The 11,260-nt window shown below is 62.5% G+C and carries 12 protein-coding genes; 5 read left to right on the forward strand and 7 right to left on the reverse strand.

Annotated elements, in window-relative coordinates; all coding sequences use genetic code 11:
* Positions 1-50 precede the first annotated feature (50 nt).
* The 3 genes from CKO36_RS09815 to CKO36_RS09825 are packed head-to-tail and all read left to right on the forward strand — an operon-like array spanning position 51 to position 2,948.
* A complete protein-coding gene (locus tag CKO36_RS09815) occupies positions 51-866 on the forward strand; it encodes a (Fe-S)-binding protein (RefSeq protein WP_200283877.1) in 816 nt (271 codons plus the stop codon).
* Positions 863-2,284, forward strand: a complete 1,422-nt coding sequence (locus tag CKO36_RS09820) for a lactate utilization protein B (protein ID WP_200283878.1) — start codon at positions 863-865, stop codon at positions 2,282-2,284. The genes CKO36_RS09815 and CKO36_RS09820 overlap by 4 nt, the downstream gene beginning before the upstream one ends.
* Positions 2,277-2,948 (forward strand): LutC/YkgG family protein, encoded by a 672-nt coding sequence (locus CKO36_RS09825; RefSeq protein WP_200283879.1) that lies wholly within the window; start codon positions 2,277-2,279, stop codon positions 2,946-2,948. Before CKO36_RS09820 ends, CKO36_RS09825 begins: the two co-directional genes overlap by 8 nt.
* Positions 2,949-2,964: 16 nt before the next feature.
* Here the strand turns inward: CKO36_RS09825 and pgeF are convergent, their stop codons facing one another.
* Together pgeF and rluD are read right to left on the reverse strand one after the other, a co-directional pair.
* Positions 2,965-3,732, reverse strand: a complete 768-nt coding sequence (pgeF, locus tag CKO36_RS09830; protein ID WP_338053450.1) for a peptidoglycan editing factor PgeF — start codon at positions 3,730-3,732, stop codon at positions 2,965-2,967.
* A complete protein-coding gene (rluD, locus tag CKO36_RS09835) occupies positions 3,729-4,688 on the reverse strand; it encodes a 23S rRNA pseudouridine(1911/1915/1917) synthase RluD (RefSeq protein WP_200283880.1) in 960 nt (319 codons plus the stop codon). The genes pgeF and rluD overlap by 4 nt, the downstream gene beginning before the upstream one ends.
* A gap of 105 nt (positions 4,689-4,793) precedes the next feature.
* Here rluD and CKO36_RS09840 point away from each other — a divergent pair, with 105 nt between their 5' ends.
* Positions 4,794-5,627, forward strand: coding sequence for an outer membrane protein assembly factor BamD (locus tag CKO36_RS09840; protein ID WP_200283881.1), 834 nt, complete (start codon positions 4,794-4,796; stop codon positions 5,625-5,627).
* A 4-nt stretch (positions 5,628-5,631) separates the two neighbouring features.
* Here CKO36_RS09840 and CKO36_RS09845 read toward each other — a convergent pair whose 3' ends face one another.
* From CKO36_RS09845 to sucC, 3 genes are all read right to left on the reverse strand, one after another.
* Entirely contained in the window at positions 5,632-5,970 is a 339-nt protein-coding gene (locus CKO36_RS09845; RefSeq protein WP_200283882.1) for a P-II family nitrogen regulator, read from the reverse strand.
* 105 nt (positions 5,971-6,075) lie between these two features.
* Complete coding sequence (sucD, locus tag CKO36_RS09850) at positions 6,076-6,945, reverse strand: succinate--CoA ligase subunit alpha (RefSeq protein WP_200283883.1); 870 nt, start codon at positions 6,943-6,945, stop codon at positions 6,076-6,078.
* Positions 6,946-6,976: 31 nt separating this feature from the next.
* Positions 6,977-8,146, reverse strand: coding sequence for an ADP-forming succinate--CoA ligase subunit beta (sucC, locus tag CKO36_RS09855; RefSeq protein WP_200283884.1), 1,170 nt, complete (start codon positions 8,144-8,146; stop codon positions 6,977-6,979).
* A 130-nt stretch (positions 8,147-8,276) separates the two neighbouring features.
* Here sucC and CKO36_RS09860 point away from each other — a divergent pair, with 130 nt between their 5' ends.
* Positions 8,277-9,845 carry a sensor histidine kinase gene (locus CKO36_RS09860; protein WP_200283885.1) on the forward strand — a complete coding sequence of 523 codons (1,569 nt, stop codon included), beginning with the start codon at positions 8,277-8,279 and terminating at the stop codon, positions 9,843-9,845.
* Between the two features lie 41 nt (positions 9,846-9,886).
* Here CKO36_RS09860 and CKO36_RS09865 read toward each other — a convergent pair whose 3' ends face one another.
* Both CKO36_RS09865 and iscB read right to left on the reverse strand, forming a co-directional pair.
* Positions 9,887-10,420, reverse strand: coding sequence for a ferritin-like domain-containing protein (locus CKO36_RS09865; RefSeq protein ID WP_200283886.1), 534 nt, complete (start codon positions 10,418-10,420; stop codon positions 9,887-9,889).
* A gap of 64 nt (positions 10,421-10,484) precedes the next feature.
* A partial coding sequence (iscB, locus tag CKO36_RS09870; RefSeq protein WP_200283887.1) for an RNA-guided endonuclease IscB occupies positions 10,485-11,260 on the reverse strand: 776 nt, incomplete at its 5' end.

The raw sequence follows: 11,260 nt of genomic DNA on the forward strand, positions 1-11,260 counted from the left end.
CATTCTACCCCTCTCAACAGCACCTCGCCGCTTGGATTACGGAACCCCCAATGCCAGAATCCCCGCCCAGCGTCATTTTTTTCGGTACCTGTTTGATCAACAGCCTGGCGCCCCAGGCCGGCTTGGCCGCGATGCGCCTGCTCAAGCTGGCGGGTGCCCAGGTGCGCTTCCCGCGCGCGCAGAGCTGCTGCGGGCAGCCCGCCTATAACGCGGGTTTTGATGCGCAGGCGCGTCAGGTGGCGCGTGCGCAGCTCGATGCCCTGGCGGGAACGGAGCCCGTGGTTGTCCCCTCGGCTTCCTGCGCCGGGATGTTCCGTCACCAGTACCCGCTGCTGTTTGCAGGCCACCCGGAGCAGGCGCGTGCCGAGCAACTGGCCGGGCGAGTGGTCGATTTCTGCGCGTATCTGCAGCGCGTTCTGGCCCCCGCCTGGACGGATCATGGGCCGCCGGTGACCGTAGCCCTGCATCATTCCTGTGCAGCGCGCCGCGAGCTGGGCGTGACCCAGGAGGCCCATGCCCTGCTTGAGGCGCTGGCCGGAGTCACCGTGATCGAACCCGAGCGGGCGCACGAATGCTGCGGCTTTGGCGGCACTTTCGCACTCAAGCAACCGGAGATCTCGGCGGCCATGACGGCCGATAAGGCTGAAGCACTGCGCGCAACCGGCGCCGTCGTTGTGCTCAGCCAGGATCTCGGCTGCCTGACCAGCCTGGATGGCTATTGGCGCCGTCAGCAGGCTGGGCGCCAATTTGAGGTCCAAACTGGACTCCAAGTACAGCATATTGCCGAGTTTCTGTGGCAACGGGTTGCGTCCGCAGCCGTCCAGGACGGCCTACCGCCGCGCGACACTTTGGGAGCCCCGCAATGAAGCCCGTCCAACGCCGTTTTCAGCCGCCTTGGTCAAGGCCGTCTTCGTTACAGCAGCGTCTGCGTACCGCATTGGCGCGACAGCCGGTGCGGCGCAACATTGCCCGTGCCATGAATGGCCTGGTGGACAAGCGCCGCGCCGCCTTTCCCGATGCGCAAACGCTGGAGGCGCTGCGCGATCAGGGACAGGCCATTCGCGATCAGGCGCTTGATCACTTGCCGACTCTGCTGCGGGAACTCGAAGCCAACTGCACCGCCAATGGCATTCAGGTGCATTGGGCGGAGACCCCGGCCGAGGCCAACGCTCAGGTACTGGACATTGTCCGAGCCGCTGGAGCCGATGCGGTGCTGAAGGGCAAGTCCATGGTGTCGGAGGAAATCGGCCTGAACGCAGCCCTGGCTGCTGCCGGCATTGAGGCGCTGGAAACCGATCTTGGCGAATGGATTATTCAGCTCGCCGGCGAAGCACCCGCGCATATTGTCGCCCCGGCGGTGCATCTGAGCCGCCAGGAAGTCGCCGCACGGTTTCGGACGCATTTCCCCGAGCTGGAGATTGGTGAGGACATCGCGGATCTCACGGCGCTGGCGCGAGGGCTGTTGCGTGATCGCTTTGCGCGTATGCGCGTGGGGGTAACCGGAGTGAATTTCCTGGTTGCCGAAACCGGCAGTCTGTGCCTGATTGAGAACGAAGGCAATGGCCGATTGTGTACCACGCTGCCCGAGGTGCATATTGCCATCACCGGCATTGAGAAAGTCATCGCCCGGCTCGATCAACTGCCGCCCCTGCTGCGTTTGCTCACCCGCAGCGCCACTGGCCAGCCGGCGACCACCTATGTAAATCTGATCAGCGGTCCGCGCCGCACATCCGAGCGTGACGGCCCACACGAGGTCCATCTGATTTTGCTCGACCACGGTCGCGCACGCATGCAGGCAGATCCCGAGCAGCGTGCCATTCTGCGCTGCATCCGCTGCGGTGCCTGCATGAATCACTGCCCGGTCTATACCCGTGTTGGTGGACATGGCTATGGTACCGTTTATCCCGGTCCGCTGGGCGCAGTGCTTGAACCGCGCTTGCAGGGGTTGCAGTTGCAGGGCGAGCTGGCGGAGGCCTCCAGCCTGTGCGGCGCCTGCGCCGAGGTCTGTCCGGTGCGAATCCCCTTGCCGCAACTCATCCGCCGCGTGCGTCGTGACCAGCGAGCCCGGCAGGCCCGACCTGGACTTTGGTCGCTGTGGAGCCGCCTTCAGGCGCGACCGCTCCAGGCGCGTCGCTTCACCCGCGCCCTGGCTGGTCTGGCACCGGCGTTGAATGTGGCACTGCGCTGGCTGCCGAGTCCCTGGACACGCAGCCGCGAACCCCCGCGCCTGGCCCGCCAGACCCTGGCTGACTTGGCCGAACAGGAGGGCTTCGCCGATGACTAATGCACGTACAGCCATTCTCGCGCGACTGCGCAGCACGCCAACCGGCGGCGACCCGCGCCACACACTGCCAGGCGATCCAATGATGGCTGACAGTGACGAATTGTTGGGCCAGTTCTGCGCCGCCCTTGCGGCCGTTCATGGTGAGGTGTATCCCGTTAGCGCCGACTGGCCGGCGCGGATAGCGGCGGAACTCAGCGCTGCGGGCCTGCAACGGCTGTGGTATGGCGCTGCTGGGCCATTGGCTACCGAACTGCACAGTGGCTGGCCGCTGACCACGCAAGGTGCCACCACGGTCGCCGAACTCACCCCGTTTGATCAAACGCGGGAATCCTGCCGTGAGGCGCTGTTCGCCGGGCGCAATGCTGGTTTGACCAGCGCCCTCGCCGGCATCGCCGAAACCGGCTCGCTGATCCTGTGGCCCACTGCCGCCGAGCCTCGCAGCCTGTCGCTGATCCCCGAGGTGCATTGCGTCCTACTGGAGCGCCGCCACATTGTCCCGACGCTGGAGCACTGGATGTCAGGCTATTGCCAGCGCACCGACAGACCTCAACTGCCCACTAACTGGCTCATGGTCACCGGCCCATCGAAGTCGGCCGATATTGAGCAGACATTGACGCTTGGCGTGCATGGGCCCAAGCGGCTGTTGGTCTTCGTGCGCGACTGAAGTGCAGAAATTGGCGTCATTGAGCTTCCAGCCAAATGCAGCTGAGCATCCGCCCGGTGCGTCCGTCACGACGGTAGGAAAAAAACCGTTGCGCGTCGCTATAGGTACAGGAGTCGCCGCCGCTTAGGTCACAAACGCCGGCCTGCTGCAAGCGGCGGCGCGCGAGGGCATAAAGATCCGCCAGCCAGCGCCCGGCGGGTGAAGGTACGAAGGCGTCGGCGGCACCGGCATCGGCCGCCAGACAGGCCGCGCGCACCTCTGCTCCCACTTCAAAGGCCTGCGGGCCAATCGCCGGGCCCAGCCAGGCGGCGATTCGCTCCGGTGGCTCATCCATTTGCGCCAGCGTTTGTTCGATAACGCCGGCGACCAGGCCGCGCCAGCCGGCATGCACGGCGGCTACTGCGCGACCTTCGCGCTCCGCCAGCAATATCGGCATACAGTCGGCGGTTAATACTGCGCAGACGCGCCCGCTGGTGCGAGTCAGGCTGGCGTCTGCGCAGGGGATGCCGGCGACCGGCGCCTGACCACACTCAAATACCTGCGTGCCATGCACCTGTTCAAGCCATAGTGGCTCACTGGGCAGGTGAAGTGTCTGGCTGAGGCGCTGGCGGTTGGCTGCGACTCGCTGGGGATCATCCCCCACATGGGTGGCCAGATTCAAACTAGCAAAGGGGCCGTCACTCAGGCCGCCATGGCGGGTGGTCGTGGCGGCGCGCACGCGCGGGGAGACCGACCAGTCCGGGTGGATCAGCTCCAGGGTGTCCTTCAGAAACAGCTCACTCACGCCTGCACCTCGGCCGCCGCCGCTTCAAGTTGCGTCAGCAAGGCTGCCAAGTCCGGTGCCACGGGGATCTCCCAGGCCAGCGGCTGGCCACTGACCGGGTGATCGAGTGCCAGACCAGTCGCATGCAAGGCTTGACGCGGAAAGCGGCGCAGGGCTTCCGCCGCCAGCGCCTCCTTCGGCAAGGGTTGGCGCGCGTGCCCATAGACGGGATCGCCGATGAGCGGATGGTGGAGATGCGTCATGTGAACCCGAATCTGATGCGTGCGACCGGTTTCCAGGCGAACGCCAAGTAGTGTACAAAAGCCAAACCGCCGCAGCACCCGGTAGTGACTGACCGCCGCGCGGCCTGCCGGAGTCACGGCCATCTTGGTGCGCACCTGGGGATGTCGGCCGATCGGCTGATCGACAGTGCCGCCGCTGATGAGATCGCCGCGTACCAGAGCGCGATACTCACGATGCACGCGGCGCGATTGCAACTGGGCGACCAGTGAATGATGCGCGGGTAGGGTTTTGGCCACCACCATGAGTCCGCTGGTGTCTTTGTCAAGCCGATGCACAATCCCACCGCGCGGCACAGCGGCCAAGGCCGGGCGCCAGTGCAGCAGGGCGTTCAGCAGGGTGCCATCGGCATTGCCAGCGCCGGGATGCACCACCAATCCGGCGGGTTTATCGAGCACCAGTAGCTGCTCATCCTCAAAAATAATCGGGAAGTCAATCGGCTGCGCAGCGGCTGTGTTGTGCCCCGTGTCTGCGGGGTCAAGTTGCAGGCGCACCTGCTCGCCACCCCGCACCTTGTCACGCCGGCGCCGACACTCACCATCGACCTGCAAGGCGCCGGTGTCCAGCCAATGTTGCAGCCGCCCGCGCGAGAAGTCGGGCAAAAGCTCGGCGAGCACCTGATCAAGGCGCCGGCCGGCGGCACTGCTTGGAAGCTCAAGTTCAATGGGTGCGGTCATGGGGCGTGGTGGCGGATGTCTGGGGGCGGGTATTTCTTGCTATACTGCGCAACGATTTTAACCATGACTCCTTGCATTCAAGGTCACATCGAAATGGGACAGGCCATGCGGGCAAAGCTTTTTGCGCTGATCCTGGTGATGGGCTTGCTGCCCATGCTGGTGGTGGGCTGCGGCATCCTGAACAAGGAATTTGATCAAACCACCAATTGGAGCGCCTCAAAACTCTACAACGAGGCCTCGCAGCAACTCGATGCGGCCAACTACTCACGCGCCATTGAGTACTACGAAAAGCTCGATGCACGCTATCCTTTCGGCCGTTATGCCATGCAGGGACAGCTTGACGTTGCCTATGCCTACTACAAGGACCAACAGCCCGAGGCCGCCATCGCGGCAGCGGATCGCTTCATCAAGCTCTATCCACAAAATCCCTTCGTTGATTACGCCTACTACCTGAAAGGCATCGTCAACTATAACCGCAGCGTGGGTTTTATCGATCGCTTCATCCCCACCGATGCCTCACAACGTGATCCGGGATCGGCACTCGATGCCTTTCAGGATTTCTCCCAGCTGGTGCGGCTGTATCCCAACAGCAAGTACGCCGCTGACGCCCGCCAGCGCATGCTGTATCTGCGCAACAATCTGGCCAAGAACGAAGTCAATGTCGCGCGCTATTACATGAAGCGCGGCGCCTATGTTGCGGCGGCCAATCGCGCCCAGTACGTCATTGAACGCTATCAGCGCACCTCGGCCGTCGAGAGCGCGCTGGAGGTGCTGGTCGAGGCCTATCGCCGCCTGGATGAAGATCAACTTGCCGCCGATGCCCAGCGCGTGCTGACCATGAACCGCGAAGCCAGCCGCTTCATCAGTGACGTGGTGCCACCGGATGAAGTCAGCCTCGGGCGCAAGCTGTGGGATTATATGGGCCTCGACAAGAACTGAGGCACTAAATCGCCGCCTCGTCCTCTTCCCCGGTACGGATGCGTACCACGCGCGTCACATCGGTGACGAAAATCTTGCCATCTCCGATTTTGCCGGTGCGCGCGGCCTTGGTAATGGCCTCGACACTGGTTTCGAGCTGCTCTTCGGCGACTACCAGCTCAATCTTGACCTTGGGCAGGAAATCCACCACATACTCGGCGCCGCGATACAGCTCGGTATGGCCCTTTTGTCGTCCAAACCCCTTGACCTCAATCGCCGTCATGCCGGTGATGCCAGCGGCGGACAGTGCCTCGCGGACATCGTCAAGCTTAAACGGTTTGATGATGGCTTCGACCTTCTTCATCAGGAGCTCCCTAATTCCGTCAATATCTGCGTTGATATCTGCATGATATCTGTAAAGTGTCGCTCGGAGTATAAAAGCCCATCGCCGCCTTGGCTATGGTGAAGATCAACCCAGGGCTCTCAACATACCCTCGCCCAACTCAGCCGGGGAATGGAAGGTCAGGACGCCGGCTTGCTCAAGTGCCTGATATTTCGCCTCTGCGGTGCCACTGCCGCCCTGCACGATGGCCCCGGCATGGCCCATGCGCTTGCCAGGCGGAGCGGTCAGACCGGCAATGTAGGCGCCGACCGGTTTGGACATGGAGGTGCGGATAAATTCGGCCGCGACTTCTTCAGCATCGCCGCCGATCTCCCCAACCATCAGCACCGCTTCGGTCTGGGGATCGGCCTCGAACAACCGCAGGCAATCAATAAAATCCATGCCATGGATGGGATCACCGCCGATGCCGACACAGGTACTCTGCCCCAGACCGACCCGGCTGGTTTGAAACACTGCCTCATAGGTCAGGGTACCGGAGCGCGACACAATGCCAATGCAACCGGATTGGTGAATGGCGCCGGGCATGATGCCGATCTTGCACGCCTCCGGCGTGATGACCCCGGGGCAGTTGGGGCCGATCAGTCGGGCTTGGGTGGGCGCCAGCGCCGCCTTCACTGCCAGCATGTCAAGCACCGGGATGCCCTCGGTAATGCAGACAATGAGTTCAATGCCGGCCTCGGCCGCTTCCAGGATGGCATCCGGCGCGAAGGCGGCCGGAACATAAATCATGGTGGCATTGGCACTGGTTGCGGCGACCGCATCGGCGACGGTATTGAATACCGGCAGCCCCAGATGCTGTTGCCCGCCCTTGCCCGGCGTGACACCACCGACCAGTTGCGTGCCATAAGCCAGGGCCTGCTCGCTGTGAAAACTGCCCTGCTTGCCGGTAAATCCCTGACAAATCAGTCGGGTTTCGGCATCAATCAGAATGCTCATAATGGGGATGTCCCGCTCGCTTGCAGTTGCGCTAGGTCGGCCGGCGCGCGGCGGCGACAACTCGATCCGCTGCCTCGGCCAGATCGCTGGCGGTTTCCAACGCTAGGCCGCTCTGGGTCAATAGCGCCAAGCCCTGTTCGGCATTGGTGCCAGCCAGGCGCACCACCAGCGGCACCCGGGGGGCGGTGCGCGCGGCGGCCTTGATCAGGCCCTCGGCAATCAGGTCACAGCGCACGATGCCGCCAAAGATATTGACCAGAATTGCCCGCACCTTGGTATCGGAGAGAATCAGCTGAAAGGCCTCGGCCACCCGTTCGGCGGTGGTATTGCCGCCAACATCGAGAAAATTGGCCGGCGTGCCGCCATGGCGTTTGACCAGATCCATGGTGGCCATCGCCAGGCCCGCGCCATTGACCATACAGCCAATGTCGCCGTCGAGGCTGACGTAACTCAATCCCTGCTGATCGGCCCGCGCTTCGCGCTCGTCTTCCTGGTTGCGATCCCGCAAGGCTTGCAGGTCGGGGTGGCGATAAAGCGCCGCAGCATCCAGCACCACCTTGGCGTCGAGCGCAATGAGCTGTTCCTGGGCGTCCAGCGCCAGTGGATTGATTTCAAGCAAGCTGGCATCCTTATCGACAAACAGCCGATACAGCGCTTGAGTAATCTGGTGCAGTGGCTTCAGCGCTGTCGCCGGCAGCCCCAGGCGATAGCCCAGGTGGCGGCTTTGCCAGGCGCGCAGCCCGGTGGCCGGATGCACCCAAACCCGCTCGAACGCGGCCGGCTCAGCGTTGGCAGCAGCTTCAACATCACCACCACCGGCACGCGAGGCCAGCAGCATGATGCGCTCAGCACCGCGATCCACCAGCATGGCCAGGTAAAATTCCTGCACCGCTTGGGTTGGCGCCTCAATCAGCACCCGCTCCACCGGCAGGGCACGTCCACCGCTCTGGGCCGTGACCAAACGGCGGCCCAACAGCTGACCGGCAGCATCGCGCACCTCATCCAGGGTGGTGCAGTGCAGCACACCACCGGCTTTGCCGCGACCGCCAGCATGCACCTGCGCCTTCACCATCCACTGATCTGTCCCCATGGCCCCGGCGGCAGCTACTGCGGAATCAACGCTGTCGGCCACACGATTTTCGGGCACTGCAATGGCGTAGTCCCGAAATAACGCTTTGGCCTGATATTCGTGCAGGTTCATGGTGTTTCGTCAGTCTTTAATGCGTCCGCGCTCAGCCGTTGTGCGGTATATAGGCGCATATATTCGCCAGTTTGGCCGGCAGAGCGCAACTATAAGGGCCGTCGGCATCGGTTAAGCGCATGAAATAACAATGAAAAAATTGAACAACTCACGCACGGCGGTCGGCTGGCTGATGGTCTATCGACTCAGCCTGACCCTGGCGCTGGTGCTAATTTACTTCTATCCGCAAACGCCCACCTGGCTCAGTGCCGGTGGCGACCTGAGCATGGCACGGCTGCTGCTTAAGTTGCAAACCCTGTCGGTGCTGTTAAGCGGCGTGCTGATGCTGCTGGACCGGCTGGCACCAGCACGGCAGATTGAGCTGGCCATCTTTCTGGATATCGTTTTTTACACCAGTCTGATGCATATCAGCGGCGGCATCAGCACCGGACTCGGGTTGATTCTGGCGATTGTGGTCGCCGCTGGCGCCATCACGCTTGAGGGTCGGCTATCGCTGCTGTTTGCCGCCCTTGCGACTCTGGCGGTGATTTTTCAACAATTCTATACTGAACTCTACAGCAACACGGTGAGCGGCACTTATACTCAGGCCGGCTTACTAGGAGTCACCTATTTCGCCGTGGCGCTGCTGGCCCACGTTCTGGCGCGGCGGCTGCACGAAACCGAGCATCTGGCCGCGCGGCGTCAGGTCGATATTGCCGACCTGTCGAAGCTGAACGAATTCATCATTCAGAGCATGTCAATCGGGGTGTTGGCGGTGAACGGCGAGCGGCGGCTGCTGGCGCTCAACCAGGCCGCGCAACGCCTGCTTGGCCTCGGCACGACGCGCACCGGCGAGCGTCTGGCCCGCCTGGCGCCGCAGTTGAACCTCTGGCTCACCCACGCGCTTGGTCAGACGGCGTCAGGCGATGAGGTGCTGTCGCTTGGCGAGCATGAGGTGCGGCCGCGTTTGCAGCGTCTGGATGATTTCCGCCTTGGAGGCGCACTGATCTTTCTGCAGGACAACCGCCAGCTGGTGCGCGAGGCTCAGGAAATGAAGCTCGTCTCCCTGGGGCGCCTGACCGCCAATATCGCGCACAATATTCGCAATCCACTGTCCTCCATCACCCACGCCGGACAGCTGCTTGCCGAATCCGAGCACACGGGTCCCGAGGAGCGGCATTTACTGAATATCGTGCGGCGCAATGCGCTGCGCATCGAAGAGACTGTCACCAGCATTCTGGAGCTGTCGCGCCGCCATCAGCCGCAGCCACAGCGGCTTGATCTGGGCGCCTGGCTGCGCGAATTTTGCGATGAATACGCCGCCGGTCATCGCCTGGATCCACAGGCGCTCAAGCTGGAACTACCGCCAGAACAGCTGCATGTCTGCGTCGATCCACGTCATTTCGGGCAGGTGATGCGCAACCTGTGCGAGAATGCCTTTCTCCATGGACACGGCGGTCTGGCGCCCCCGGAGGTCAGGATCCTGGTTACACATGCGCCCCAGAAGGACAGCATCTCTGTGACCGTCTCCGATCAGGGCCCCGGCGTTGCATCAGAGCACGTTTCGCAACTGTTCGATCCCTTTTTTACCACGTCCAGCGCAGGCACCGGACTGGGTCTCTATGCCGCGCGTGAGCTGTGTTCCGCCAATGGTATGCGTTTGAAATATAATGAACGTCAATCACCGGGCGCGCATTTTCAGATCATTATGACCACCTGAGAGTCGGTCCTTCTGCCCATGGCGGTGAAGTCATCCGGTGCCTATTCCGGCATGTTGGGCGGATCAAAATCCTCGGCGGGTTCCTCATCAGCGGGCTGCCGATTCAGCCACTCTTGCAGCAAATGCACATGTTCGGCCTCTTCGGCCGCCATCTCCGCCGCCAGCTCACGTACCCGCGCATTGGGGGAATGCTCGACAACACTCTGATAAAAAGCCTGGGCCTGCTGCTCATTAAACAGCGCCAAGCGCAACGCCTGAGTGGCGGTCATCAGATAACTGACATCCTCATCCAGGCAGTGACTTTCCGGCCTATCCGGGCAATTCCACTTAAACTCCCACGGCGGAATCTTGGGCAGCGTCAGTCCCTGGGTCTGAGCCTGAGCCTCAATGGCGGCCATGTGGGCGCTGCTGAGTCGGGCCATTTCCAGAAACAGCCCGGCTACTTCCTGGTTATGGTGTACTTCCATGCTGTCGGCCAGTTGCTGGAAGCGCCCGACGGATTCCTGTTCCAGCTCCAGGGCGTGAGCACAGAGTTCTTCCAGCGATTCGATGGGGCGCTCTGATGTGTTATTCATCCATCTTGCGCGAGAAACCCCGCCCTTCAGAGCGGGGAGGGATAGCGCACCACGCGCAGCGCGGTTAGGCGACCCGTCTCGCATCCTCCGTTTGGGTTAGGGTGAATGAATAGCCATAGCCGTCCGCACGTTGTACGACACGGCAGTGGCGGTAAGAGATGCCTTGAACCACACCCTGCGCAGTCTGGAGGTTAAAGCTCCCTGATGCGCGCACGGCGATGCGCCCGATATGAGCCCCGGCCTTCTTGCCGCTCGGCACCTGGGCAATGACCCGATCCCCAGTCTGGAATCCATGAATGCGCTTCTGGCGCACCAGATAACCACGCGGGAACCCGAAGCGATCCAGTCGGGTGCGCTGATAACTGCCGCGCCCGGTGGCCTTGATGGCCAGCGTTGGGCGGCTCCAGCCGTGCAGCGCATCAAGCGGCCCAACACAGGCGGCATCGAGTGCATGGGTTTTGGGAATACCGAGGCGCCGGCGGTTGTATTTGGTATGGCCACCAGAGCCGGTCATTACCGGCAAGACGGTGGTTTTCAAGCGCTCGAACAAGGCCCAGCGGGTGGCATTGACGACGGCGGCATCGCGTAGCGGAGCTTTGGCCTGGGCTTGAATCTTGCGCAGCCGCGCCGGTTGGTTTTTGAGGAAGGTCTCGATGGGCTGGTGGCCTTTGCGCTGATTGCAGGGGCGGCAGGCGAAGGTGAGATTGCTCACACGGTTGGAACCGCCGAGGGAACGCGGAACGATGTGCTCGATCTCCAGCGGAACATCGGTCGCGCCGCAATAGGCACAGGTGCGCTGCCATTTCTCCAGCAGGTATTCACGCACCTCATAGCCAGCCA

The organism is Rhabdochromatium marinum (assembly GCF_016583795.1).
GTDB classification, from domain to species: Bacteria; Pseudomonadota; Gammaproteobacteria; order Chromatiales; family Chromatiaceae; genus Rhabdochromatium; species Rhabdochromatium marinum.

Coding starts and splice junctions, on each gene's coding strand:
- CKO36_RS09820 (WP_200283878.1), top strand. CDS start 863: ATGAAGCCCGTCCAACGCCGTTTTCAGCCGCCTTGGTCAAGGCCGTCT.
- CKO36_RS09860 (WP_200283885.1), top strand. CDS start 8,277: ATGAAAAAATTGAACAACTCACGCACGGCGGTCGGCTGGCTGATGGTC.
- CKO36_RS09840 (WP_200283881.1), top strand. CDS start 4,794: ATGCGGGCAAAGCTTTTTGCGCTGATCCTGGTGATGGGCTTGCTGCCC.
- sucD (WP_200283883.1), bottom strand. CDS start 6,945: ATGAGCATTCTGATTGATGCCGAAACCCGACTGATTTGTCAGGGATTT.
- CKO36_RS09815 (WP_200283877.1), top strand. CDS start 51: ATGCCAGAATCCCCGCCCAGCGTCATTTTTTTCGGTACCTGTTTGATC.
- CKO36_RS09845 (WP_200283882.1), bottom strand. CDS start 5,970: ATGAAGAAGGTCGAAGCCATCATCAAACCGTTTAAGCTTGACGATGTC.
- rluD (WP_200283880.1), bottom strand. CDS start 4,688: ATGACCGCACCCATTGAACTTGAGCTTCCAAGCAGTGCCGCCGGCCGG.
- CKO36_RS09865 (WP_200283886.1), bottom strand. CDS start 10,420: ATGAATAACACATCAGAGCGCCCCATCGAATCGCTGGAAGAACTCTGT.
- CKO36_RS09825 (WP_200283879.1), top strand. CDS start 2,277: ATGACTAATGCACGTACAGCCATTCTCGCGCGACTGCGCAGCACGCCA.
- sucC (WP_200283884.1), bottom strand. CDS start 8,146: ATGAACCTGCACGAATATCAGGCCAAAGCGTTATTTCGGGACTACGCC.